Here is a 25457-nt window from a genome sequence, read left to right on the forward strand (position 1 = left end):
CCGCGGCCTGCGGGGGGACTCACCATGGCAGCACACAAGGAAGTGGCTCGTACCCCAGGGTGGTGAAGCTAACTGCCGCTGCGCGACTCATAAGCTGCCCGCGCCAGCTCTGGCAGAACCGTCAGTGTAGCCCACTTCACGCTCAGGGGAGACGCTTCCACCAGAGCCAGGCCATCGTCCGTCGCGGACAGAAGGACGGGCTGTATCCGGTCTGCGCCAGGAAGTCCGTTCAGAATGCCGTCCTTCTTGACCAGCTCCTTTGAAAAACCTATGGCTGCAACATGGATGTCCGCCTCAAGCTCCCCGGCCCGGCGGGCTTCCCACAGCACCGGTTCCGTGCCTGTGCCCACCCGTTTCGGCCGGCCCTCCTGCATCACCTTAGTAATGGCCGGTGACGGGACGGCACCAAAATCCTGCAGGATGGCGCAGGGGTTGGAGTCCTCCCCGTAAATTTCGAAGTCCGCTCCGGGGGCAAGGCTGACTCCCATATAGATGAATGTCGCACCGTTCAGCTCGTCATAGCTGGACCGGGCCTTGTTGATTCCCTCTTCTACCTCTTCAATCAGCTGTTGTGCGGCCAAGGGCTTGCCCAGGGCTTCGCCGACCATGGTGGTCGTCTTACGCCAAGGCGTAGCGAAAGGAGCACTTGGGTAAGCGACCACAGGGGCAATCTCCCGCAGCTTGTTGTACTGCCCGCGTGTGATGCCGGAATTAACGGCAAGAATAAGGTCCGGCTCCAAGCCTTCCAGCAGCTCATAGGGCGGTTCTTCCCCCTCACGGTACTGGGTCGGCATGACCGCGTTCATGGCCATTACGGCCTTGTTGAACCACAGGCTGACGCCAAAGCCCCGCTGCTCGTACTGCGGCACCCCTACGGGAACTACTCCAAGTGCAATGCATACGTCCTGGCTGGCGTAACCGAGTGTAGCGATTCGCTTTGGCGGTCCGTCGACAGTGGTGGAGCCAAACGCGTGCTTGACGGTAACAGGAAAAACAGCCGATTCCACCGGACCAGCGGTGGAATCCTGTGGGCCCAGACAGCCAGTGAGCAATAGCGGCGAAGCCAGGGTTGCCCAGAGGAAGGAACGGCGCCGCAATAGACTCTTGCCACTGCCGCTCTCGTTGTCCTGCATGTTCATGTTCTCCGTTCCTGCTCCCACTTGAGCAGCAGTGATTCTCCGCTGGTCCTGGTTATGTTCTTGTACCTGCACAGGCTGCAGACGGCGGCTCACAGAACGTTCGAGCGCTTCCGCAGTTCTGCCACGACCTCGTGAACGTCACCATCCATGACCACGTGTCCGTGCTGAAGGAGCACCCCGCGCTCACATATCGTCGAAACCAGGTCAAGGTCGTGGCTGACGACAAAAAGTGTCTTGCCCCTCGCGGCCAGCTCCTTGATCTTGGCGATGCATTTGCGCTGGAACGGCTCGTCTCCAACGGCAAGGATTTCGTCGATCAGGAAAACTTCCGGATCAGTGTGCACCGCAATGGAGAAGGCAAGCCGCAGGTACATGCCCGATGAATAGAACTTCACCTCGGTATCAATGAACTCGCCAATTTCAGAGAAATTTACGATCGATTCAAACTTGTCGTCGATCTCTGCTTCGGTCATACCGAGGATGGCGCCATTCAGATAGACATTGTCGCGCCCGCTGAGGTCGTGGTGAAAGCCGGCACCAACTTCTATGAGGCCGGCCACCCGTCCCCGCGTGAGGACTGTACCGCTGTCGGGTTGGAGTACCCCCGAAATAAGTTTCAGGAGAGTTGACTTACCCGACCCGTTCAAGCCCAGCAGGGCGACAGTTTCACCATGCTGAACATCTAGGGAGACGTCTTTGAGGGCGTCAAACTTCTTGGATAGGTCACCTTTTCGGCCACGGATCAGCCAAACCAGCGCTTCCTTCATCGAGCGGGTATGCCTCAGGACAAATTGCTTACGGACTCCGACGCAACTGATTGCCCTGTCATCAATGGCGACCAATTAGAGCTCCTGAGCAAAGTGGATGGCGAGCTTACGAAACACAAGTTGACCAACGAAGAGGACAACAAGTGAGATAGAGAATGCAAGGGGCAACCAAAGCTTAACCAGATCGGGTGGCAGTGCTACCAGCGGCAACTGATCAGGATCAAGAGTTGGATACCAGAAGGCCCAGTGGAATATCTCGACACCAACTGTCAAAGGGTTCAGCTGGTAGACCCAATACCAAGGCCCCATCACGCGCTCTACCATTGTCCAGACGTAAAGGACTGGCGATGCCCACGTGACGATCATGAGGATCATGTCAACGAGATTTTCTGAGTCCCGGAAGTAGACATTGGCAGCACCGAACAACAGGCCCAGCCCCGTCGCCAAAATCGACACCATAACAAAGGCCGCCAGAACAGCTAAGAGCTGCAAGACCGAGGGCACCCACCCCGCGACCAGGCAGGCGCCGACAAGGACTGCAGCCTGAGGAAGGAAGTGGGCAGCCGAAACCCACACTGTTGCAACGGGGAAAAGTTCCCGTGGAAGGTAAATCTTACGAATAAGGTCCCTGTTGTCGACTATAGAGCGGGTAGCGTTACCAAGGGCCTCCGTGAAGAAGTTGACGAAGACTATTCCGGAGAAAAGGTAAATGGCGTAGTTGGGGGTGCCATGTTGAAGATTCAGGAAGATTCCTAGGGCAACAAAGTAGATAAGAAACTGCATGAGCGGCTTCACATAGGACCACAACAGTCCCAAGGCGGAGCCACGATAGCGGATCTTGATTTCCTTGCGCACAAGCAGCTTGAGTAAGAACCGGTTCGCATAAACGTCCAGCAGGCCCCGCCCACTGCCCGGCTTAATCAGCTCCCCATATTGAGCCATTAATTGTGTTCCTTCGGGGAAGCCTTAACAGGAGAACTGAACGTCGACCGCCAGGTCTCTATGGAGGTTATGTCGGGCAGCGCCCTGCGGTACTCCGCCGACAGACTTTCCCATTGCCGGAACAACTGGGCCTGTAATTGCGACGCTTCCATCATCTTGTTTTTCAAAAGGTCAGGATTTCGCCTATGCCACGAAATTCCGGTGCCTTCAGCATTTGAAACCAGAACACTGTCGTACCGGGAAAGGGTCCACCACTTATTCTCCCGATGCGCAAGGTGGGCCTGCGGACGTTCCAGGGACTGCGGATCCGGCCTTCTGAATACTTGGCGAAGGACCGTCTTTGCTGCCCACTTCGCCAGGTCCTTCTTGGCCGGCATGCCCGGCGCCGCGCCGCCCCGGCCACCACGCGTAAGGCCGACCGCAGGGAAGTCGTCCACATCAGTACGGATCTGGGCCTCGGGGTGCTGCGCGCGAAGTTTGTTGACCTCCCCGAGCTTCAACCGCAATTCATTGTGGAGTTCGTCCGGTCCGCGCAGCACATCGCGAAGCGCCATGATCCGTGCTTCCTGCGCAAAATACTGCATGGAGATCAGGTGTTTGACGTTGTTCTGGAATGATTCACGCAGCACGCGCCCGCCCTTGGGAAACGGGCTATGAATCAACGCGGCAATCAGCCGGTTACGCTCGTGGAAATACGCCTGCCATCCCAGTGAGTCATCCTTGTCGATCCAGGACACGTGCCAAAGAGCGGCGCCCGGCAATGACACAGTAGCAAAGCCTGCTTCCTTGGCCCGCAGTGAGTACTCGGCATCGTCCCATTTGATGAAGACCGGAAGGGACAGTCCGATTTCACGGATGATCGCTGTCGGAATAAGGCACATCCACCAGCCATTGAAATCGACGTCCACCCGCCTGTGCATCCAGGGCGTCTGCCGAAGATTGCGCTGCCGGAAGTCGTGCCGGTATTCGACATCCGTATCCGGGCTGACCCAGGCCAACCTGTAGGGGTCCACAACTTCACCAAAGGTGTGGAGCGTAGTGCGGCTGTACAGGTCAAACATATGGCCCCCGACTATTGTCGGTTTCCGACTGAACCGGGCGAAAGAGATGATCCTCTCGATGCTGTCCGGCTCGACCACAACGTCGTCATCGAGCAGCAGTACGAATTCGCTGCCGTTGTTGACTCCCTCGGCCATGCCCCGGGAAAAACCACCGGAGCCGCCCAGGTTGTCCTGCTCCACAACCCGGAGCCTGTCCCCGAGAAGCGCCCGCACCTCCTCAAAATCAGGGTGCTCCTGGACCCGGTTGGTTCCCTGGTCCACAATCAGGATTTCCTTGACGCTTGCGAGGGCGTAGGGGTTCGCCGCCAGGATCTTGGCGTTGGCAATGCAGAAATCCGGCTTGTTCATCGTGGTGATCTGGATGGTCGCCACCTCACCCGGTGCAGTCACGGCGGAGTCCCGAGTATGCCAGGATGCGCCCAGCAGATGCAGCTCCGACTGGCCTGCAACCATCTCAAACCAGTACCATCCCCCGTCGCCGAACATGTCCAGCGGCAGTTCCAGCTCTATGTCCTGCCGACCGTCCACCCGGATGGACTCCAGGCGCTGCGGCACGCCGCGGGCGTTGGACCGGAAAACGATGAGGCTGCCTGTGCCTTCTGCCATGACCTTCAGCTGGACCGAACTGACGGTTGTCCACCGGCGCCAATAGCTGGCGGGAAACGCGTTGAAGTAGGTTGCGAACGAAACGTGCTGTCCCGGCCGCACCATCATCGACGTGCGCGAAAGGAAGTCCTCATGGTGGGCTTCGACAGGGCTGGAACCCACCATGTGCATCTTGTTTTCGGGCAGTTTAGGGTTCCGGTAGAGACTGTCATCTTCGACTAGATGCAGCCCCAAGGCGCTTCCAGCATCCACGTAGAGTTCCATGGCGTCGAACTCGCCCTGCGGAGGGAATATGACCCTCTGCAGTTCGCAGCCGGCGGAGGCACTCATGCGTCTACGCCTCCACTTACCAGCACTTCGCCACTTTCGAAGTGCGGACGGATCTTGTTGTCGAACATGCTCAGTGCAGAACCGATGGCCATGTGCATGTCCAGGTACTTGTACGTCCCGAGACGCCCACCGAAGAGGACGTCCTTCTCCGCGGCTGCGAGGTCACGGTACTTGAGGAGCCGCTCCCGGTCCGCCAAAGTGTTGATCGGGTAGTAGGGCTCGTCACCCTTCTCGGCAAAGCGCGAGAACTCACGCATGATGACGGTCTTCTCCGTCTGGTAGTCCCGCTCCGGGTGGAAGTGGCGCGGTTCGATAACGCGGGTGTAGGGGACGTCGTCGTCGTTGTAGTTCACAACGGACGTGCCCTGGAAGTCGCCAACGTCCAGGACCTCCTCCTCGAAGTCAATGGTGCGCCACGAGAGGTCGCCCTCGGCGTAGTCGAAGTAACGGTCAACCGGCCCCGTGTAGATCACGGGGATGTTTCCGACAACCTTGTTCCTGCTGTACTCATGCGACTCGTCAAAGAAGTCCGTGTTTAGGCGCACTTCGATGTTCGGGTGCTCAGCCATCTTTTCGATCCAGGCCGTGTACCCGTTGGTTGGCAGGCCCTCGTACTTGTCGTTGAAGTACCGGTTGTCATAGTTGTACCGGACCGGGAGCCGGGAGATGATGCCGGCCGGCAGGTCCTTGGGATCCGTCTGCCACTGCTTGCCGGTGTAGTGCTTGATGAACGCCTCGTACAGGGGGCGGCCGATGAGCTGGATGCCCTTGTCATTAAGGTTTTGCGGATCGGTGCCCGCCAACTCTCCGGCCTGCTCCTGGATGAGCTCGCGCGCCTGTCCGGGCGTCATGTTGGCACGGAAGAACTGGTTGATCGTTGCCAGGTTGATCGGCAAGGAGTAGACCTCGCCCTTGTGTACGCCGTACACCTTGTGGACGTAGTTGGTGAAGGTGGTAAACCGGTTTACGTACTCCCACACACGCTCATTGGACGTGTGGAACAGGTGGGCGCCGTAGCGGTGCACCTCGATCCCGGTCTGCTCTTCCTTCTCGCTGTAGGCGTTCCCGCCGATATGGTGGCGGCGGTCGAGGACGACGACCTTCAGGCCGAGCTCAGTGGCAGCCTGTTCTGCGATTGTCAGGCCAAAAAAGCCGGACCCTACGATGACGAGGTCAGCGGTCACAAAATCTCCTGGTTTGAATGCGGGCAGCCCAATGATGCGCATTGTCTGCTGTTCTAGCCTACCCGAGGCACTGCAGGGCCCGTCGAATCCGGCTTTGTCCACATATGGGACACGGGCCTGACCGGAGCGGAACATCTCTGGCTAGCGTGGGGTGAAAGGCACCAAAGGAAAACACCCCATGACGCTCCACTGCACCCTTGTCCGCGGCCCGCAGTCTCCATTGGCGGAGCCGCCCGTTGAATTGTCCATTACCGCGCCGTCCGGCACTTCCGGCGCACAAATCCATGCGGAACTGGTGCGGAAATTTCGCACGGGTGAGGTATTCGTCAACGGATCTGACCTGTGCTCGATGGCCCTGGGGACAACACCGCTGGTGAATGGGGCCGTTCTTATCGATGGCGGTGCACAGCGTGCCATTCGAAAGCTCCAGCGACGACCATCCCCCGAGTCTGTTGCGCCCGTGGCTTTGGCCGTCCACAGCGGGGCCGGCGCGGGCACCCTTGTCCCCCTCCGGCGGGGTACCTACACGATCGGCAGGAACAACACCCGCATCGTGATCCCCGACCCTGAACTCTCCCGTGAGCATGCCCGCCTGGTGGTTACCGACAAAGACATAATGATCGTCGACCTGGACAGCGCCAACGGCACCTACGTCGACGGCGGCCGGGTCCGCCATGCGCTCATCACGACAGCCTCCGCCATCCGTTGCGGAAATTCATCAATGTCGCTGGTCTTCCTGGGCTCGCCGTCCGAGGCACTTTCCGACGCCGGCACTTCCGTCCACGAGCCGCTCGCCGTTGCGGGCCCCACAGCACACAGCAATCGTGGCGTTCTCCTGCTCACCGCAGTCCTTCCCCTCGTTATCGGCATAGGACTCGCCGTAATCACAGGCATGTGGATGTTCCTTGCCTTCGCAGCCGTCTCAGCCGTATCGGTGCTCATCCCCCTGGCGGCCGGTCGGCGCGCCCACCGCGAGTTCAGGACCAGGATCAGCACAGCGGTGGCGGAGGATGCAGCGAGGCGGCGAACGGCGGGTCCTTCACTTGCGGTACTTGCGCTGGCAGCAGCGCATGGACCAGCCGCCGCTCCCGCGGCTCCTGCTGAGGGTCGGGTGTGGCTTCGGCTGGGACAGGCATCGCAGCCAGCCAATGTGAAGGTCGACGGCGGGAGTGGACCACCGGCCCTGCCGTCGGCCCGGGAAATGCCCGTACTGCTCGACCCCGCCCATCCCCACACCGTTATCCGCGGTCCGCGGGCGGCGACAGAAGGCATGGCCAGGGCCTTTGTCATGCAGTTCGCTGCCTATCCCCGCGGACGCAGCACGCGGGTCGTTATTTGTGGCAGCCCGGAAAGTCTCCCCCTCCCTGCCCGTTTCCTCCCCGGCGTGACTCTGGCAGCGACCCGGGACGCCTGCCTTGGTGCGCTCCGGGAAGGTTTGGGGCACGGCTGCCGGCATCGCGTGGTTCTGCTCACGGCTTCCCCAGCCTTGGACAGGTACGAGCTGCTCGAGGCAGCAGCGCAGCTGGGGTGGCACGTTGTCCAGTTTGACGTACCTGCGCACCTTCCTGGAGCAGTGGATGTTGAACTGGCTGAGCAGCAGTCAGTGCTGCGAGAACCTGGCCGTGAGATTGCCTTCGTGCCGGACCTGGCCCCCTTCGACGTGTTCACCAGTTTCTGTCGGCAGCTGGCCGCCTGCCCGCCCCTGCACGACCGGGCGGAACCCACCATCCCCGCTCTTTGCCGGCTGGACGACGTGCTGCCGCTGTCCCAGGCCGGCACTGCTGCCCGCTGGACATCCAGTGCCAGCACTGAAGACCTGTCGGTTCCGCTGGGGCATGGGGCAACAGGTCCCCAGATGTTGGATCTTCAGAGCGATGGTCCGCACTTGCTCATTGCGGGTACCACAGGCTCTGGCAAGTCCGAACTCCTGCGGAGCCTGACGCTGGCGCTGGCAGTCAGCTACCCGCCGGACCGGGTCAACTTCCTCTTTGTCGACTTCAAGGGCGGCTCAGGACTCGGCCCACTGGCGGGACTGGTGCACTGCGTCGGCGTCCTTACCGATTTGTCTGCCCACGAACTTGAACGAACCCTGGCCTCCCTACGGGCTGAAATCCGGTACAGGGAGGAAACCCTCGCTGCGGCCGGCGTCCCGGATCTCACAACGTACCGGTCATCACCAGCATCCCGTGACGTCGCGCTCCCCCATCTGGTCATTGTCATCGACGAGTTCCGGATGCTCGTGGACAATGCTCCCGAAGCTCTTCGCGAACTGATGCGCATCGCGTCCATCGGCCGGTCACTTGGCCTTCACCTGGTGATGGCTACCCAGCGGCCGCAGGGCGCGCTAACGGCAGATATCCGTGCGAATGTCACCACCAGCATCGCCCTCCGGGTCCAATCCGACATCGAGTCCCAGGACATCATCCACACCCCTGCAGCCGCCGGGATCAGCCTGGACCTTCCGGGCCGCGCCTTCATGGCCCGTGGCATGGAGCCGCCGCAGGAATTTCAGACAGTGTCCGCAGGGAAATCGCTTGCGGTATCCGTTCCGGAAGGCGTTGAAGCGAAGCTCACCACGGATTACCTGGCAGCTGGGGGCACCGACTGCCCTGCACGTGCCGGCTCCCGCGACCAAACGCCCGCACAGGCAGCAGCACCTCTTGTTGAGATGGTGCGCCAGCTGTGGGCCCTGCAGAACGGAGCCATGCCCCGGCTGCCTGTAGCCCCTCCCCTGCCCCAACAACCGGTCCGGCGCGGGGCCACCAAACTTCCGGCGGAGGCACGATCGGTTGGAAGCAGGGACTGGACTGTTGAACTGGGACTGATGGATGTACCTGAGCGGCAGCAGGTTGAACCCTTGGTGTGGGACCCTGCAAAGGACAGCCATCTGGCGCTGATCGGAAGTCCAGCATCGGGCGCCACGGAAGCACTCGAACTTGCAGCGCAGGCGTTGGCAGCCCACACGGCTGAATGCCACTTTTATCTCCTTGATGCAGCCGGCAGCGTTCCGGCGGTCTCAGTGCACTCCCGCACAGGAGCCCACGTTGGGCTGCAGGAACTGCGGCGGGCCGTACGCGTGCTGGAGCGGTTGAACCAGGAACTGGTGAGCCGCCTCGGCCGACCCGGGCGCGCCGGCGTTCCCCTGGTCTTGGTCATCTCCGGCTGGGGATCCTGGGTGTCCGCCTTTCGGTCCGGCCCGCTTGCCTGGGCCGAAGACCTGGTGCAGGATCTCATCCGGGACGGGAGCCGGGCCGGAATAACCGTCCTCCTGTCCGGCGAGCGCGAGGTGGTCACTGCCAGGTTCAGCGGGTCGCTTCCCAACCGGATATTTTTCCCCACTGGCTCGAATGAGGACAGCAGGATCGCGTGGCCGAAGATGCCCTCCACCGCAGCCCTCAGGGGCCGGGGCGTAGCATTCGGTTCCATCGCCGGTGGTACAGCAGCCGTTTGCCAGGTGTATGAGGCGGGCCAGGAGAGTTTGGCAAGCAACGGCATACCCCCGTGCGGCGGGGAACCCTGCAGGACTCCCCCTTTCCGTGTGGAACCTCTGCCGGCACTGGTATCCGTTCCCGACCTGTTGATTGGCCCGGAGGACAGGGACCCGCGCGGTACCGAGGCGGACAAGGAGAACATGCTTATCGGCCTAGGTGGCGACGAACTTGACACCGTATCGGTGCGGGTGCTGGCCGGGGGCGTCTTCGCCGTCCTGGGCGGAGCTTCTTCCGGGAAAACCAACGTCCTCCACGCCCTGCGGCTCCTAAACCCCGGCGCGGACCGCTGGGTTTGGCCGGAAGACGGAATCAACCCAGAGGATTTCTGGAAGCAGACGCTTACGCGTGCGAAGGCGGGGGGACTGCCAAAGTCGGCGGTGTTGTTGGCCGACGACGCAGACCTTTTGCCGGCCGGAGCCCTGCGGGACCTGGCCGAAGTTCACGCGATGGGCCATGCCGTCGTCGTCACCGCTAACTACAGCCCCTTGCTGCTTCAGCGCGTTCCGCTGGTCATGGAAGCCCGGGTTTCAGGGACGGGAATGCTGCTTTGCCCGCGATCCGCTATGGAAGGGGATTTGTTCGGCGTCCGCTTCGATGTGGAGCCTAATCCGCCGGCTGGCAGGGGTGTCCTGTTAGCCCGCGGACGTTCCTTGCCGATCCAGGTGGCTTGGGCCGGAAGAAGTAGATTGGCCCTTCCCGATGGGAAGGGTCAAAGCGCGGGCGTCGTACCTCCGGTGCGCGAGGCATAGCTGATGACCGAACTGTGAAAGAGGAGAACGATGGCTGTGATTGCCGGGAGCAGCATTGCGAGCCCGGCCACCACCAAGCCGCCGCTCAGCGTGGGAAATCCGATGGTCAGAACGAACAGCTGCGCCACAAGTGCCGCGGCCCTGGTCCACCGGTAACCCCGATAGAGGTAGACGGCCACGGCGTACAGCCAGGCCGCGAAGGCGAGCAGGAGTACGAGGGTGAAAACGGCTCCCCAAAAAGACAGGACAGGACTCCCACTGGCCAGCTGGTAGCCGTACCAGCCAGCCGCGGCCAGGAGGGCTGTGGCCTCGGCCGCAACCACCAGGGCCACAATAACCAGCGCCCCCGGCCGCACCGGAGGGGCGGTTTCATCGGGGCGTTTCGGGCCGTCTTCGGGGTCACCTGAGCGGGGCGTTTTGTCTGCGGGGTTTACCGGGGGTCTTGACACACTGGCACCCTACCGGACATAGTCGGACAGTGGTGAGGGCCAGCAGCGCCAGTGTGATGTATCGCTCAGCTTTCCGGGGATATCAAGCGTTATTACCCCTTGTTTACACAGCGTTAACATGACAGGCTTGATTCAGATGACCAAGGGGGCCCTGCCGGGCCCTTTTCCTTTGTAGCTACTAGTGAATAATTTCACAAGGAGCTCTTCCCAGAAATGGAGCAACTGATCAGCATGGATTGGCGTAACCGCGCAGCGTGCCTCGACAAGGACCCGGAACTCTTTTTTCCCGTGGGCAACACCGGGCCCGCCCTCCTGCAGATCGAGGAAGCGAAAAGCGTCTGCCGCCGGTGCCCCGTAGTGGATACCTGCCTGCAGTGGGCCCTTGAGTCCGGCCAGGACGCCGGTGTCTGGGGCGGTATGAGCGAAGACGAGCGCCGGGCGCTGAAGCGCCGCGCCGCCCGAGCCCGCCGCGCTTCCTGACCTCAGCGAAAAGCAATAACAGCAACGGCCCCGGCCGCAACCTCCACGGTTGCCGCCGGGGCCGTTGCTGTTAACGGTCACCCCACGTAGGTAGCGGATGCCTGGGCGGCGCAAGGACAAGGTAACCAAGCCGTTAGGCTCGGCGCCTGCCTGCCGGCCAGGGTAAGCACGCCCTACTTGCCCGCTAGGCTGAGCCGGACCTGCACGGCAGTGCCGCCGCCCTCACGGGGCTGCCATTGGATCGTTCCGCCCAGTTCGCTGGTCACCAAAGTCCGCACAATCTGAAGCCCCAGCCCCTCAACGTGGGGTGTATCGGGAAGTCCCACGCCGTCGTCGGCTATAATGACGGTCAGTTCCTCACCGTCCTCGCCCTCAGACCGGTCAGCAATGAGCCACACCGTTCCAGCCCTTCCTTCGAGCCCGTGCTCGACGGCGTTGGTCACCAGTTCGTTGATGACCAGGGCCAGCGGGGTGGCAAGGTCGCTGGGCAACTCACCAAAAGTTCCCGAGCGTTCCGTCCGGACCTGCTGCGACGGCGAAGCAACTTCCGCTGACAGCCGGAACTGGCGTCCGATCAGCTCATCGAAATCCACGCTCTGGGTCAGCCCCTGGGAAAGGGTCTCGTGCACCAGGGCAATGGTCGCCACCCGGCGCATGGCCTGTTCCAGCCCCTGCTTCGCTTCGTCGCTGACCATGCGGCGGGACTGCATGCGCAGCAGCGCTGCAACAGTCTGCAGATTGTTCTTGACCCGGTGGTGGATTTCCCGGATGGTCGCGTCCTTGGTGACCAGCTCCATCTCGCGCCGGCGCAGCTCGGACACATCGCGGCACAGGACCAGTGCACCGAAGCGCTGCTGTTCATCCCGGAGCGGAATGGCGCGAAGCGAGAGGCTCACTCCCCGCGACTCAATCTCACTTCGCCAGGGCATGCGGCCCGTAACCACCAGGGGCAGGGTTTCGTCCACCATGCGGCGATCCTTCAGCAGGCTGGCCGTCACCTCCGCCAGCGAGCGGCCTTCGAGCGCCTCCCCGTCGCCCAACCGCCGGAAGGCGGATACGCCGTTGGGGCTGGCGTACTGCACCATACCCTCCGCATCGAGCCTGATCAGCCCGTCCCCGACACGCGGCGCCCCACGGCGTGAACCTGTGGGTGACGCGAAATCGGGCCACAAGCCCAAGGTGCCCATGCGCAGCAGGTCATACGCGCACTGTCGGTAAGTCAACTCAAGGCGCGACGGCATGCGTGAGCTCGAGAGATCCATGTGCGTGGTGACGACGGCCAGGGTCCGCCCGTTGCGCACCATGGGAACGGCTTCCACCCTCAGGGCCATGTCGCTGCTCCAGTTGGTTTCACTGGAGCGCTCAATGGAGCGGCTGTTCCATGCCTTGTCCACCAAAGGCTGCAGGTCGGACCTAATGCCCTCCCCCACGAAGTCGCCGTGGAACACGGTGTGCGTGGTGGAGGGCCGGACGTGTGCCAAGGCTATATAGCCAAGGTCGGGGTGGGGGAACCACAGGGCAAGGTCGGCGAACGCCAGGTCCGCAACCATCTGCCAGTCCCCCACCAGGAGGTGCAGCCATTCGGCATCGCCCGGCCCGAAATCAGCATGTTCCCTGATGGGGTCCGTAAAGATTGCCACTGCACCTCCATTTGCGACGCCTGCTTGCCTAGCGTCGGACGATTGACCTCAAGAGCCTCAATGCTACCGACAGTGACGCCATATCGTCGGCCTCGAGCGAATTGACCTCGTCGAACATGCTCTTCGCCCTGCTGAGCTGCTCGGCGTTCTGCGCCTCCCAGTCCTTCAGGCGGGACTCGGGCGAGTCAGCGGCCGAGGTGGCATCCAGCACCGCCGTCGTGATGTCAGAGACCGTGGAGTAAAGGTCATCCCTCAGGGCCGCACGGGCGAGCGCCTGCCACCTGTCCTGCCGGGGGAGGCTGCTGATGCGCTCGAGCAGGGAGTCAGCGTGGAACCGGTTGAAGACTGTGTAGTAGACAGCAGCAATTTCCTCCACCGGGTCATGGCGGACGTGGGAGATCTTGGCGATATCGAGCAGCACAAAGCTTTCGAAGAGCTCCGCCCACCGCAGCGCCAGCCCCTCCGGAAGCTCCCATTCCCGTGCCGTCTCCAGCCAGCCCGCAACCCTTTCCCGGTCGTCCCCGCGCAGGTAGTCGAGCAACCGGCCGCGCATCGGATCCATGACGGGTTTGAACTCCGCGACCACCTCTTGAATTGTCCGCGACATCGTGCCCTGGCCCAGGAGCCAACGCACCGCGCGGTCAAGCAGCCGCCTGATGTCGAGGTGGACGGTGCTCCAGTGTTCCGTGGGGAAGGAAGCCGGCAGGTTGTTGAGCTCCGCGACCATGACGTCCAGCTCGTAGACCTCCCTCAGCGCCACGAAGGCTTTGGCCACCGCCACTTCGGAAGCCGAGGTTTCCTCCATCACCCGGAAGGCGAAGGTAATGCCGCCGAGGTTGATCATGTCGTTGGCCACCACCGTGGCGATGATCTCGCGGCGCAGCGGGTGGGTGTCCAGCTCAGCGTCGAAGCGCTCACGCAGCTGCGTCGGGAAGTAGGCACGCAGGGTTCTCCTGAACCAGGGGTCGTCGGCAAGGTCACTTTCCCGCAGCGCGGTTGCCAGTTCGATCTTTGCGTAGGCGGCGAGTACCGACAGTTCCGGCGACGTCAGCCCCTGCCCCTGCTGCAACCGCTCACGGAGCCCTTCAGTGGTGGGAAGAGCCTCGAGGTCACGCTTCAGGTCGGCTTTCTTTTCGAGCCAGTCCATGAGGCGTTCGTAGCTCGGGCTCCACTCGGCCACCTTGGTGCGGTCGTTCAGCAGCAGGATGTTCTGGTCGATGTTGTCTTCAAGCACCAGACGGGCGACTTCATCAGTCATGGATGCCAGGAAGCCGGCACGTTCCTCCGCCGACAGCTTTCCGGCGGCCACCATCCGGTCCACGAAGATCTTGATGTTGACCTCGTGGTCGGAGCAGTCCACGCCGGCAGAGTTGTCGATGGCGTCCGTGTTGAGGATGACGCCCTGGAGCGCCGCTTCAATACGGCCGCGCTGCGTCATTCCAAGGTTTCCGCCTTCGCCCACCACCTTGACCCGCAGGTCCCGGCCGTCGACGCGGATGGCATCGTTGGCTTTGTCGCCTACGGAGGCGTTGGTCTCCGTGCTCGCCTTAACATAGGTGCCGATGCCCCCGTTGTAGAGGAGGTCGGCGGGAGCCAGGAGGATGGCGCGGAGGAGCTCCGGGGGGCTGAGTTCGGTGGTTTCGACAGGAAGGCCAAGGGCCGAGCGGACCTGTGGTGACAAGGGAATTGACTTTGCCTGCCGCGGGAAGACCCCCCCGCCTTCGCTGATCAGCGACTTGTTGTAGTCGTCCCAGGAGGACCTTGGCAGTTCGAACAGGCGCCGCCGTTCCGCGAAGGAGACTTCCTCGTCCGGGTTCGGGTCCAGGAAGATGTGGCGGTGGTCGAAGGCCGCGAGGAGACGGATGTGGCGGGACAGCAGCATGCCGTTTCCGAACACGTCGCCCGACATATCCCCCACACCCACCACGGTGAACGGCTGGGTCTGGGTGTCAAGGTCAAGTTCGCTGAAGTGCCGCTTGACCGACTCCCAGGCACCGCGCGCGGTGATGCCCATGGCCTTGTGGTCGTAGCCGACGGACCCGCCGGAGGCGAACGCGTCTCCGAGCCAGAATCCGTACTCAGCGGCCAGCCCGTTGGCGATGTCCGAAAATGTTGCGGTTCCTTTGTCTGCTGCCACCACGAGGTAGGAATCGTCGTCGTCGTGCCTTACAACGTCCGACGGCGGCACAAGCCTTTCGCTGTCACCTTCCGTCAGCAGGTTGTCGGTGATGTCCAGCAGGCCCCTGATGAAGGTCTTGTAGCTTTCGACGCCCTCCGCCATCCAGGCGGCCCGGTCGACCGTGGGGTCCGGAAGCTGCTTTGCGTAGAAGCCGCCCTTCGCTCCGGTAGGCACGATGACCGCGTTCTTGACGGTCTGCGCTTTCACCAGCCCGAGGATCTCGGTGCGGAAATCCTCGCGCCGGTCCGACCATCGCAGTCCTCCCCGCGCCACCTTACCGAAACGAAGGTGGACGCCCTCAACACGCGGTGCATAGACCCAGATCTCGAACATGGGGCGGGGGAAAGGAAGGCCGTCGATCTGCGACGGATTAAGCTTAAAGCTCAGGTGCGGCTTGTTCTGGTAATAGTTGGTCCGGAGCGTCGCCTCGATAAGTTTAACGAAGGTGCGCAGGATCCTGTCGGCGTCGAGCGTTTCCACCTTCTCAATGGCGGCCTCCAGCTCCCGGCGGACTGAAGCCTGCGCCTCGGCCCGCTCTTCGTCGCTGAGGGCAGGATCAAACCGGGCAGCGAAGAGTGCGCTGAGCCCCTTGGTCACTTTCGGGTTGGTCAGCAGGGTATCCGCCATAAACCCGAAGGAGTTGGTGTTTCCCATCTGGCGCATGTACCGCGCGTAAGCCCGCAGTATGGTGATCTGCCGCCACTGCAGGCCTTCCCGCAGGACCAGCCGGTCGAAGCTGTCGGATTCAACGGCTCCCGTGACAGCTGCACCAAAGGAATCGGCGAGCAGCTGTCCAGTGGACAGCGGATCAACCTTCGCCGGGTACTTCAGGCCAAGATCGTAGAGGAAGAAATCGCGGCGGTCCGCCGTTTCGATTTCGAACGGCCGCTCGTCCAGGACCTCCAGCCCAAGGTTATGGAAGTAGGGCAGGATCTGGCTCAGGCTCTTGGGCTCCAGCATGTAGAGCTTCACCCGGGCGTCTTCTTCGAGAGTCGCACCCGCCCCTTCCGGAAGATAAACATGGACGCCTGGCCGTTCCTGCGCCGTGCCCTCAGCCCGTTCGGCGGCCGCGCCGTACTTCTCGAAGCGCGCAATGTCTTCAAGGGCGTCCTCGACTTCATAGTCCACCCGGTAGCTGGCGGGGAACGCTTCGGACCAGATGGCGGCCAGTTCCTTGGCCTCGGCTACGTCCCGTCCCTCGCGCAGGACCTCTGCGATGCCTTCGCTCCAGGAGCGGGCGGCCCGGACGAGGCGTTTTTCAAGTTCGCCCACATTGACGTGGGAGAAGTCTGCGTTCTTAGGCAGCCGGATACGGAAGAACAGACGGGCAAGCGCGGATTCCGTCATGCGGGCTTCGTAGTCGATGGAAACGGCTTGGAACGTCTCGCGGAGCTCCTGCTCGATACGGAGCCGGACGTTGGTGGTGTACCTGTCTCTGGGGAGGTAGACAACGGCCGACATGAACCGGCCATAGATGTCGGGCCGCAGGAAGAGGCGCGTGCGCCGCCGTTCCTGCAGCTTCAGGATACCGAGCGCCGTGGCTGCAAGGTCCGGAACCTCGATCTGGAACAGTTCATCCCTCGGGTAGGTTTCCAGGATTCCCAGCAGGTCCTTGCCGGAGTGCGAATCCGGCGGGAAGCCGGCACTGCGCAGCACTGCGTCGACCTTGTCCCGTACGATCGGGATGTCCCGGACAGAACCGGTGTAGGCGCTGGTGGCAAAAAGGCCTATGAAGCGGCGCTCGCCGTTGACGTTGCCCGCGGCGTCGAAGCTCTTGACTCCGATGTAGTCGAGGTACGCCGAGCGGTGGACGGTGGAACGCGAATTTGCCTTGGTAATGACCAGGGCGCGCTTTTCCCGGGCTTTCTTCCGGCCGGTGTCCGTCAGGTGCTGGATGTGCGGAGAGTCTGCGGAGGCCCGCAGCAGTCCCAGGCCGCTGTCTTCACGCAGTTCCAGGACATCTTCCCCATCAACGTTGACCAGATCGTATTCCCTGTAGCCAAGGAAGGTGAAGTTTCCGTCATCGAGCCACCGCAGGAGGTCCTGCGCCTGCCGCAGTTCCGCAATCTGCGCCGGGTTCGCCGTCTGGCCCAGGCTGTCCGCAATCTGCCGTGCACGCTGGCGCATCTTCGGCCAGTCCTCGACGGCGGCGCGTACGTCCTTGAGGACGCGGTCGAGGCCCTCAAGGAGGGCGGCCTTGGCTTCCTCCGTGACGCGGTTGATCTCGACGGCGATCCACGACTCCATGTGCGAGGCGTTCTCGCCCTGGGCGATCAGGTGGGACAGGTTTGGCATGGCGGCCGTGTCACCGCTGGAAATTCCAAGGTGCGCCGGGACCCTGTTGACCTTGGCCAGTTCCCCGCTTTCGCGGTTTCGGGTGGCTACGAAAAGGGGATGGATCACCAGCTTGATCGCGGCATGCTGCCGGACCAGCTCGGCGTTGACGGAGTCGACCAGGAAAGGCATGTCATCCGTGACGACGAAGACGACACTGCTGTCTTCCTCGTCGACGATGTCAATCTTTGCCTGGCCCCGCTGCCGGACGAAGGCGACCTCGCGATGGCGGTCAGCCCGCGCTACCAGCACGTCCCGGGGATATGCCCGCGCGTCCTCTTCAGCGAGGTGCTGGTAGTAGTCCCCAATAAACCCCTCGGCTCCTTCAATGGAAAGGGGCTGATCCTCCACGCTGGATCCAGACGACATCAACAAACGCCTCCATCACAAGATATTTGCTGCACCATTGCAGCTCTTATGGCGAGCCTAGTCCTTCGCCGGGCGCCCTGCTGTGGAAGAAAAGACAGAGGATTTCCGTTTTTGCTGTGCGGGTGCACATACAAGCTGACGGATGGCATGCCGGAGGGATGATTCGGGCGCCGCTTCCAGCAACAGCGAGCCTCCCAGCAGGGCAGCATCGGCCGCGGCCAGGTCAAAAGGCAAAAAGGCTTCGAGCCCGGATGCGGGACCGTACCGGTCCCATGCGTCCCTCAACTGGCGTTCCGGGCCCCTGCCGACGGAAGAAGCGCGCACCTTGTTCATCACCACGATTGGCGCAGCCTGCGGGACTGCTGCTTCCAGTTCGGCAAGACCCCGCACCAGCCTTGGCACTCCAACCGGATCGGCCGCTCCAACCGCGAACACCGTGTCCGCCAGCTCCAGGGACCGCAGGGTCGCCGCATTCCGCCGCGGGGCCATGGTGTCAAAGCTCAGCTCCTCGTCCGCCTCCAGGCAAAAGCCCGCATCAACCACCACGACTTCCGCGATCTGCCGGGCGCGCTCGAGGACCAGCGCGAGGGCCGACGCCCGGAGCTCGGTCCAGCGGCCAGCCCGGGTGATACCCGTGAGCACCCTGAAGGTGCCGGACCTCGTCGCCACCGGCACCGCAACCTTTTCCAGGGCTTCCCTATCCAGCAGGCCCTGGTCGGCGAGCCTGCAGGCCTGCGCCAAGCCTGCTGACTCATCCAAAAGCCCAAGGACGGCGGCTATGCTGGCGCCGTAACTGTCGGCGTCGACAAGGAGAACTTCCTTTCCTTCCGCCGCCAACTCGCCGGTCAGGTTGACGGCAACTGTTGTCCGTCCGGGAGCCCCGGCCGGCCCCCACACCGCAATAATCCTGCCCGGCCCGGGTTCCTCCGGCCCAGCCGGCGGTTCAGCCTCAGCAGGCCTCAGCGCAGCACCGGGATCGGCCGGACCACTTCTGTACCCAGTATTGGCCCCCGTAAGCTGGGCGACGGCTTCTGCAATCCTTTCCGACAGCGCGGCCGATTCGACTCCTGTCGGTGCGGAAGCCACCCCTATGGCCCTGAGCCTGGCGGCTTCATCAGGGTTGTCAGTCAGGGCGATGGTTGCCACTCCCACCGCAGAAAGCCTGTCCACCAGCGAGGACGTCAGTCCCTCGGAGCCTTCCGCGACTACTGCGGCCCGCGCCAGTCCGCTTTGGCACGCCGCAAGAAGTTCGGGGAGTTCCGCACACCTCCTGACGACTGTGACGGGTCCATGCAGGCGTTCGAGCCCGCCGACCACGTCCTCCCTGCTCTGGCCGACCGTAATGACCGGGATACTCATCTGCCGCCGCCGGGGTTCCATACCACCGAGATTTTTGCCTCATTGGCCTGGGCTCCCAACAAGCCGGGCATCTGGCTGTTCTCCACCAGCACCATCAGGACCGTGGTCTTTGACGATCCCAAGGTTGTGGATCCTTCGCTTACCTCGGCGATCTCAGCTCCGGGCAGAAGCAGCTTGGGTTCGCTGAAGCCGTTGCGTTCGTCTGGCTGGGCAACCCAGACGTCCACCCTGGCGCCGGCCACCGCCTGTTCAGGGAGTACTTCGTCAACCGCCAGCGCCACAGGTTTGCGGTCAAGCTCATCCACGGAGCCAAGGCTGGTTCGGGGTACCAGCTGGTCCTTGCCGATGCGCTGCACTGCGACGACACCTTCCGGCAGCCCTGACTCGGCCGTTATGTACTGGCTCTCGCTGTCCCCCAGGCGCACTTTGGCACGCACCACATTGTCCTGCGTGAGCTTCTCCCCCACGCCGATGCCGTCCCGGGCCGCAAAGACTTCAGTGGTCCGGTCAGCACTGTCGACAAGGAGAACCACACCCGCGACGGAGACCAGGACCAGGAGGATACCGGCCAGCAGCCGGGGATCTTTCCATGATGGGCGCTTAAGCCGTGCCGCAGTGGCAGATGAATCAGGAACCATGAGACCTACTCCCCCTAGCTGCGCCGCCCTGCTTGCCGCGCCCGGACACCCTCATTGTTGCCGCCGTGACGCCGGAACAAAAGTCATGGAGTGCAAACAGGACCAATCTGTGGATAACAGCAGCAGGCTGCCCCATTCAATGGCAAAATGGATGCATGCCCAGGTTCCTTACACTCGCGGACGTTGCCGAGCAGCTTCAGATCAACTCGCCGGCCGCATATGCGCTGGTGCGCAGCGGGGAATTGAAGGCTATCCAGGTCGGCGGCCGGGGCCAGTGGCGGGTCGAAGAAAAGATGCTGGAGCAGTACATCCAGGAGCGCTACGCCGAGGCCAGCAGGATGATCCAGGAATCAAAATCGAAGTCGGTATGACCGTCGAAATCGCTCTGACTCCAACCTACGATGTGTGGCCCGGTCAGTAACCAGCCCTAAAATTCTCCGGCTCGACGCGACCTGACGGCCGCTATGGCAGTAAAGGGGATGGCAGACACCTGGCTGACCTGGTGGTTGCGGCGCACCTCCCCGGGCGTAAAGACCGCCAAATCCAGGTAATCCTTGCCCACCCTGTCGATAACCCCCACCAGCCGGGCCGCCGGCGCACTGTGCCCCACCGTCACCGTCAATTCAGCCCGGTCCCGTGCCAAACCGCGCAATGCATGTGCAAGTCCGAGTCCCCTGCGCACCGGTGATGCTTCCGCAACTGACAGCCTGCCCAAGCCTGCGTACTGTACTGCTGAAGCATACGGAACCAGCACTTGATGCTGCTCCTCATTTATAAGCAATGCGTCGGCACCGGCATGGCTGAGCGCCCCGCGAACGACGTCGCCACATGCGAGATGCACCGAGAGACGGCAGCCCAAGGCGCCGCGGAGCCGGTCGGCGATCCCGGATCCCACCATCTCCGCCCTGGCTCTTTCGTTGACCTCGGCATCGAAGGCAAGCCGGTGGGATTCGGCGAGTTGGCTTTCCATGTCGTTGAAGAGTGCATCCCAGCGCATTGCGTCAGCGTAGGCCTACACGCTCGGGCGGTCAACATACCAAGGAATAGCTTCCAACGTATGGACAAAGGCCATCGAAGACGCGCAAACTATGTCAATGCATAGCAAACTGCATCAAACTTCAATAGACGGTTACAAAGTGTCTAGGGTTCCGTCGACTACGATAATCGCGGACTCGGCGACGGCGCTTTTTGTGCTGTTGTCGGGTCTTTTGCTCTTCTGCATAGGGCAGGGGCTGCTGCAACAGTGGAAGGACGCGTCCGCCCGGCAGCAGGAGTTTGGGGCCGAGCAGCTTCTGGCCGCTGCGGCAGCCATAGGAGGAGCGTTCATCGTGGTGTGGTGGACGGCGTCCTTCGTGTTTGCTGCCGCTGCCGCCCTGCTGGGCCTGCGAGGCAGAACTCGGGCAGCAGCAGTTACCCGAAAGCTTGCGCCGGGGTTCATGCACCGGTTGATGCTGGGTGCATTGTCCGTTCAGCTCCTCTCCGCTCCAGTCGCCAGTGCAACAGCGGCAACGGCACCGGGTCCGGAATGGGCACCGACGCAGCAGCAGTCTCCCTCCGCTCCCCAGAGTCCTGGCTTCGGAGGGAGATCCGTCTTCGAAACCCCACGAGGGGCAACGGCCGCTGCTGGAATTGGGAGGGCAGGAAGCGGTAGTCCTGCCCGGCCACAGGCGACGGAAACAGTCCCGCACCAGGTCCCCGTTCAGGTCCCGCAGTCACCGGAAAGCACGAAGCCCGCGGATGAGGCGCCGCTTGGGGAAGGAACGCCGTCCGGGGAAACGACGCCGTCCGCGGAAAGGGCGCGAGCCACCGCCCCGGAAGCCGGGGCCGGCCTCGAAGCAACGCGCCCGCCGACAAGCAACCCGGGATGGCGGCCCGCCACCCTTCCCGTAAGCCCTGGATTGCTGGCGCCTCCTGCCGCCAGGCCCTCTGCGGATGCACCCGAAGCTGGCGGTGTGACTGCCGGCGGCGCCACTGCTGAAGGCATCGCTGTCCACGCCGGGGACACTTTGTGGGACATAGCGGCCCGTTATTTGGGAGAGGGCGCTTCAGATGTGGACATAGCACTTGAGTGGCCCCGATGGTTCGAAGCCAACCGCGCGCTCATAGGGCCGAATCCCAATGTGCTGCGCCCAGGACAGATTCTTCAAGCACCATTGTCCGGCAAGAAATAGAGCCGGGCCGACCCATCCGCCCGTCAGTCAGGGGAAGCTCATGACAGCAGTAACGCCCATACCCGCCGCACGCATCCAGAATGCCGTTCAGCAAACAACCGTCCAGCAGGCCGCCGGTCAGCAAAAAGTGCTGCAGAAAAACGCCGTTCCCGAAAGTGTTGTGCAGAGGCCGGGTCAGGGACCGGGCAGTCAAGGACATCCGCCGCAGCCACAGGCTCCGCCCGTGGTTCCTTCTCACAACAAACCTCCTGCAGTTTTGCACCCCGTGGACGATCTGGCGGAAGTTCGAGCAATCGCCCGCAGTACCGTGCAGGCAGCAATGGAAGTACTGGCAGGAATCCGGCCGGTCCATCAGCTCGCGCGCCGGCTGGATCCCCGCTGTCTCGCAGCACTTCAGCACCGTGCCGCCCTTATCAGGAGGGAGCTCAACAGAACCGGCAACCCTGCCCTTGCCCGGCTCCATCGAAACTCCACGGTCCGCTCGGTCCGTGTGTGCCAGGTCTCCGACGGCGTCTACGAAGCCAGTGCGGTCGTGCTGGACGACATACGCGCCCGCGCCGTCGCCATCCGGCTTGAGCGGAGCAAACAGGTTTGGCGGATTACTGAACTCGTTATCGGCTGACGACATGCACCGAAAGTGGTAGCCGCGGTACAAACGATGGCTTACGGGCAAGGGCCGGGAACACCGTCCCCGGCCCTGCCATTCCACGTCGTTACTGACGCAAATCCCCTACACGCGTCAGCGGCGCTTCTTTTTTGCGGGACGCTTGGCAGCATCCTGCGCAGTCGCCTTCGCGGGGTTCCCGGAACGGCCGGAAGAGCGGGTCTCCACCCGGGTTTGCGTTCCGCCGCCCTCGCTGGGCGCGGTGTACTGCAGCTGTGCGGGCTTTTCCGGAGCTTCGAGCCCCGCAGCCCGGACCTGCGGTTCAACATGTTCGGTATGTCCGCCCTGTGCGTCCGCCACCACCACGTCCTGGGCGGGAGTGACTTCCACTTCAAGGTTGAACAGGAATCCGACGCTTTCCTCGCGGATGGCTTCCATCATGCTCTGGAACAGGAGGAATCCTTCACGCTGGTACTCGACCAGCGGGTCACGCTGCGCCATGGCCCGCAGGCCGATGCCTTCCTTGAGGTAGTCCATCTCATAGAGATGTTCCTGCCACTTGCGGCCGATGACGGAAAGGACTACCCGGCGTTCGAGCTCCCGCATGCTTTCGGATCCAATGGCCTCTTCGCGCGCCTGGTAAACCAGCCGGGCGTCGGACAGCAGTTCCTCCTTGAGGAATTCAACGGTGAGCCGCGACTTTCCGCCGGCTTCCTCGATAATCTCTTCCGGGGTGACGCTTACCGGGTAGAGCGTCTTGAGGTTGGTCCAAAGCTGGTTGAAGTCCCAGTCGTCGCCGTTGCCTTCCGCCGTGGCGGCATCAATCATGGCAGTGACGGTGTCTTCGACGAAGAACTGTACTTTCTCGTGCAGATCGTCGCCTTCGAGGATCCGGCGCCGGTCGCTGTAGATCGCTTCACGCTGGCGGTTGAGGACGTCATCGTATTTCAGGACGTTCTTTCGCTGTTCAGCATTGCGGCCTTCGACCTGTCCCTGTGCAGAAGCAATGGCCCGGGAGACGAGCTTGGATTCCAGCGCGACGTCGTCGGGCACGGAGCTGTTCATGAGCCGTTCCGCCGCACCGGAGTTGAAGAGGCGCATAAGGTCGTCGGTCAGCGAGAGGTAGAAGCGGGACTCACCCGGATCGCCCTGACGGCCGGAACGGCCGCGGAGCTGGTTGTCGATCCGGCGCGATTCGTGCCGTTCGGTGCCCAGGACGTACAGCCCGCCGAGGTTCAGGACTTCTTCATGCTCGTCCTTGACGGACTGCTTCGCGGCCTCGAGCGCGGCCGGCCACTCAGACTCGTATTCCTCGGCGTTCTCCTCCGGATCCAACCCCCGCTTGGACAGTTCGGCCACCGCGGTGAACTCAGCGTTACCGCCGAGCATGATGTCGGTGCCACGGCCGGCCATGTTGGTGGCCACCGTAACAGCGCCCTTCCGGCCGGCCTGGGCTACGATGGCGGCTTCGCGCGCATGGTTCTTTGCGTTCAGGACCTCGTGGCGGATGCCTTCCTTCGCGAGAAGTTTGGAAAGGTATTCGCTCTTTTCAACGCTGGTGGTGCCCACCAGGACGGGCTGGCCCTTTTCGTGCCGTTCGGCGATATCCCGCACGACGGCGTCGAATTTGACCATCTCGTTCTTGAAGACCAGGTCCGGCTGGTCGATGCGCTGCATGTCACGGTTTGTGGGGATAGCCACGACACCGAGCTTGTAGGTGCTCATGAACTCGGCCGCCTCGGTTTCGGCGGTACCGGTCATGCCGGAAAGTTTCTGGTACATGCGGAAGTAGTTCTGCAGCGTAACGGTGGCCAGGGTCTGGTTCTCGGCCTTGATCTCGACGCCTTCCTTGGCCTCGATCGCCTGGTGCATGCCCTCGTTGTACCGGCGTCCGGCAAGGATGCGGCCGGTGTGCTCGTCGACAATCAGGACTTCCCCGTCGAGGATCACGTAGTCCTTATCCCGCTTGAAAAGTTCCTTGGCCTTGATGGCGTTGTTGAGGAACCCGATGAGGGGCGTGTTGGCGGACTCGTAGAGGTTCTGGATACCGAGGTAATCCTCCACTTTTTCGATGCCGCTTTCGAGAACGCCGACGGTACGCTTCTTTTCGTCGACTTCGTAATCCTTCTCCGGCTGGAGCCGCAGGACCACCTTGGCGAATTCGCTGTACCAGCGGTTGGTGTCGCCCTGCGCCGGGCCGGAAATGATCAGGGGTGTACGGGCCTCGTCAATGAGGATGGAGTCCACTTCGTCAACGATGGCAAAGTGGTGCCCGCGCTGTACCAACTCGTTTTTGTCCCACGCCATGTTGTCGCGGAGGTAGTCAAAGCCAAACTCATTGTTGGTGCCGTAGGTGATGTCAGCGGCGTACTGCCGGCGACGGACAGCAGGATCCTGGTTGGCCAGGATGCAGCCGCTGGTAAGGCCGAGGAAGCGGTAAACGCGTCCCATTAGGTCTGACTGGTATTCGGCGAGGTAGTCATTCACGGTGATGACGTGGACACCCTTGCCGGCCAGGGCGTTCAGGTAGGCGGGAGCGGTCGCCACCAGGGTCTTGCCTTCACCGGTCTTCATTTCTGCGATGTTGCCCAAATGCAGGGCTGCCCCGCCCATCAACTGGACGTCGAAGTGGCGCATCCCAAGCGTGCGGGAAGAAGCTTCGCGTACTGCGGCGAAGGCCTCCGGAAGCAGATTGTCCAGCTGTTCGCCGTCCTGGTGGCGTTCGCGCAGCCGGTCGGTTTCCTCACGGAGTTCGGCATCCGTGAAGGTCTTGAAGGAGTCTTCCAGGGCATTGATGGAATCGGCATAGTTCCGCAGTTGCCGAAGGGTTTTTTTGTCACCCGTGCGGAGAAGTTTTTCGATAAGTGATGCCACGTGAAGATGCTCCCAGTCTCATGCCGCCGAATTCTGGCGTTTTTAGTCTACGGGAGAGACACCGTCCGGGGACCCGTTTGTTCCCTCAGAG

Annotated in this window: 17 protein-coding genes; 5 read left to right on the plus strand and 12 right to left on the minus strand. The window is 62.4% G+C overall.

Annotated features, from left to right (window positions below):
- Positions 1-68 precede the first annotated feature (68 nt).
- The 5 genes from FDW84_RS06930 to glf form a co-directional block, all read right to left on the minus strand.
- Entirely contained in the window at positions 69-1139 is a 1071-nt protein-coding gene (locus tag FDW84_RS06930) for an ABC transporter substrate-binding protein (protein WP_138607898.1), read from the minus strand.
- 89 nt (positions 1140-1228) lie between these two features.
- Complete coding sequence (locus FDW84_RS06935; RefSeq protein ID WP_138608219.1) at positions 1229-1906, minus strand: ABC transporter ATP-binding protein; 678 nt, start codon at positions 1904-1906, stop codon at positions 1229-1231.
- A 75-nt stretch (positions 1907-1981) separates the two neighbouring features.
- A complete protein-coding gene (locus FDW84_RS06940) occupies positions 1982-2848 on the minus strand; it encodes an ABC transporter permease (protein ID WP_138607900.1) in 867 nt (288 codons plus the stop codon).
- Positions 2848-4845, minus strand: coding sequence for a glycosyltransferase (locus FDW84_RS06945; protein ID WP_138607902.1), 1998 nt, complete (start codon positions 4843-4845; stop codon positions 2848-2850). Before FDW84_RS06945 ends, FDW84_RS06940 begins: the two co-directional genes overlap by 1 nt.
- Positions 4842-6029: a UDP-galactopyranose mutase gene (gene glf, locus FDW84_RS06950; protein ID WP_138607904.1), complete on the minus strand. Its 1188-nt coding sequence runs from the start codon at positions 6027-6029 to the stop codon at positions 4842-4844. The genes FDW84_RS06945 and glf overlap by 4 nt, the downstream gene beginning before the upstream one ends.
- 178 nt (positions 6030-6207) lie before the next feature.
- Between glf and FDW84_RS06955 the strand changes: the two genes are divergently transcribed.
- A complete protein-coding gene (locus FDW84_RS06955) occupies positions 6208-10269 on the plus strand; it encodes an FtsK/SpoIIIE domain-containing protein (protein ID WP_138607906.1) in 4062 nt (1353 codons plus the stop codon).
- Here FDW84_RS06955 and FDW84_RS06960 read toward each other — a convergent pair.
- Complete coding sequence (locus FDW84_RS06960; RefSeq protein ID WP_371419142.1) at positions 10230-10718, minus strand: hypothetical protein; 489 nt, start codon at positions 10716-10718, stop codon at positions 10230-10232. The two genes, FDW84_RS06955 and FDW84_RS06960, sit on opposite strands and share 40 nt — an antisense overlap.
- Before the next feature lie 231 nt (positions 10719-10949).
- Between FDW84_RS06960 and FDW84_RS06965 the strand changes: the two genes are divergently transcribed.
- Entirely contained in the window at positions 10950-11198 is a 249-nt protein-coding gene (locus FDW84_RS06965; RefSeq protein ID WP_003804966.1) for a WhiB family transcriptional regulator, read from the plus strand.
- A gap of 173 nt (positions 11199-11371) precedes the next feature.
- On the opposite strand, the gene FDW84_RS06970 is transcribed toward FDW84_RS06965, so the two are convergent.
- The 4 genes from FDW84_RS06970 to FDW84_RS06985 are packed head-to-tail and all read right to left on the minus strand — an operon-like array spanning position 11372 to position 19717.
- Positions 11372-12838, minus strand: coding sequence for a sensor histidine kinase (locus FDW84_RS06970; RefSeq protein ID WP_138607908.1), 1467 nt, complete (start codon positions 12836-12838; stop codon positions 11372-11374).
- Between the two features lie 28 nt (positions 12839-12866).
- A complete protein-coding gene (locus FDW84_RS06975; protein ID WP_138607910.1) occupies positions 12867-17720 on the minus strand; it encodes an NAD-glutamate dehydrogenase in 4854 nt (1617 codons plus the stop codon).
- A gap of 57 nt (positions 17721-17777) precedes the next feature.
- Complete coding sequence (locus FDW84_RS06980; RefSeq protein ID WP_138607912.1) at positions 17778-19079, minus strand: CpaE/TadZ family protein; 1302 nt, start codon at positions 19077-19079, stop codon at positions 17778-17780.
- Positions 19076-19717, minus strand: coding sequence for a hypothetical protein (locus FDW84_RS06985; RefSeq protein WP_138607914.1), 642 nt, complete (start codon positions 19715-19717; stop codon positions 19076-19078). The genes FDW84_RS06980 and FDW84_RS06985 overlap by 4 nt, the downstream gene beginning before the upstream one ends.
- A 155-nt stretch (positions 19718-19872) precedes the next feature.
- On the opposite strand from FDW84_RS06985, the gene FDW84_RS06990 reads away from it, so the two are divergent.
- The gene (locus tag FDW84_RS06990) at positions 19873-20088 is read left to right on the plus strand and encodes a helix-turn-helix domain-containing protein (protein WP_138132165.1); all 216 of its coding nucleotides are present in this window, start codon (positions 19873-19875) and stop codon (positions 20086-20088) included.
- 56 nt (positions 20089-20144) lie between these two features.
- Here the strand turns inward: FDW84_RS06990 and FDW84_RS06995 are convergent, their stop codons facing one another.
- The gene (locus FDW84_RS06995) at positions 20145-20714 is read right to left on the minus strand and encodes a hypothetical protein (RefSeq protein WP_138607916.1); all 570 of its coding nucleotides are present in this window, start codon (positions 20712-20714) and stop codon (positions 20145-20147) included.
- Between the two features lie 451 nt (positions 20715-21165).
- Between FDW84_RS06995 and FDW84_RS20005 the strand changes: the two genes are divergently transcribed.
- Positions 21166-21888, plus strand: a complete 723-nt coding sequence (locus tag FDW84_RS20005; RefSeq protein WP_371419145.1) for a LysM peptidoglycan-binding domain-containing protein — start codon at positions 21166-21168, stop codon at positions 21886-21888.
- 265 nt (positions 21889-22153) lie between these two features.
- Entirely contained in the window at positions 22154-22510 is a 357-nt protein-coding gene (locus tag FDW84_RS07005) for an Rv3235 family protein (RefSeq protein WP_240721418.1), read from the plus strand.
- A 117-nt stretch (positions 22511-22627) separates the two neighbouring features.
- Here the strand turns inward: FDW84_RS07005 and secA are convergent, their stop codons facing one another.
- Complete coding sequence (secA, locus tag FDW84_RS07010; RefSeq protein ID WP_138607921.1) at positions 22628-25366, minus strand: preprotein translocase subunit SecA; 2739 nt, start codon at positions 25364-25366, stop codon at positions 22628-22630.
- Positions 25367-25457 lie beyond the last annotated feature (91 nt).

The sequence above is a fragment of the Pseudarthrobacter sp. NamE5 genome (assembly GCF_005796225.1).
Taxonomy (GTDB): Bacteria; Actinomycetota; Actinomycetes; order Actinomycetales; family Micrococcaceae; genus Arthrobacter.

Coding starts and splice junctions, on each gene's coding strand:
- FDW84_RS06930 (WP_138607898.1), bottom strand. CDS start 1,139: ATGAACATGCAGGACAACGAGAGCGGCAGTGGCAAGAGTCTATTGCGG.
- FDW84_RS06940 (WP_138607900.1), bottom strand. CDS start 2,848: ATGGCTCAATATGGGGAGCTGATTAAGCCGGGCAGTGGGCGGGGCCTG.
- FDW84_RS06965 (WP_003804966.1), top strand. CDS start 10,950: ATGGATTGGCGTAACCGCGCAGCGTGCCTCGACAAGGACCCGGAACTC.
- FDW84_RS06980 (WP_138607912.1), bottom strand. CDS start 19,079: ATGAGTATCCCGGTCATTACGGTCGGCCAGAGCAGGGAGGACGTGGTC.
- FDW84_RS06995 (WP_138607916.1), bottom strand. CDS start 20,714: ATGCGCTGGGATGCACTCTTCAACGACATGGAAAGCCAACTCGCCGAA.
- FDW84_RS06945 (WP_138607902.1), bottom strand. CDS start 4,845: ATGAGTGCCTCCGCCGGCTGCGAACTGCAGAGGGTCATATTCCCTCCG.
- FDW84_RS06990 (WP_138132165.1), top strand. CDS start 19,873: ATGCCCAGGTTCCTTACACTCGCGGACGTTGCCGAGCAGCTTCAGATC.
- FDW84_RS06975 (WP_138607910.1), bottom strand. CDS start 17,720: ATGTCGTCTGGATCCAGCGTGGAGGATCAGCCCCTTTCCATTGAAGGA.
- FDW84_RS06985 (WP_138607914.1), bottom strand. CDS start 19,717: ATGGTTCCTGATTCATCTGCCACTGCGGCACGGCTTAAGCGCCCATCA.
- FDW84_RS06955 (WP_138607906.1), top strand. CDS start 6,208: ATGACGCTCCACTGCACCCTTGTCCGCGGCCCGCAGTCTCCATTGGCG.
- FDW84_RS06935 (WP_138608219.1), bottom strand. CDS start 1,906: ATGAAGGAAGCGCTGGTTTGGCTGATCCGTGGCCGAAAAGGTGACCTA.
- FDW84_RS20005 (WP_371419145.1), top strand. CDS start 21,166: ATGCTGGGTGCATTGTCCGTTCAGCTCCTCTCCGCTCCAGTCGCCAGT.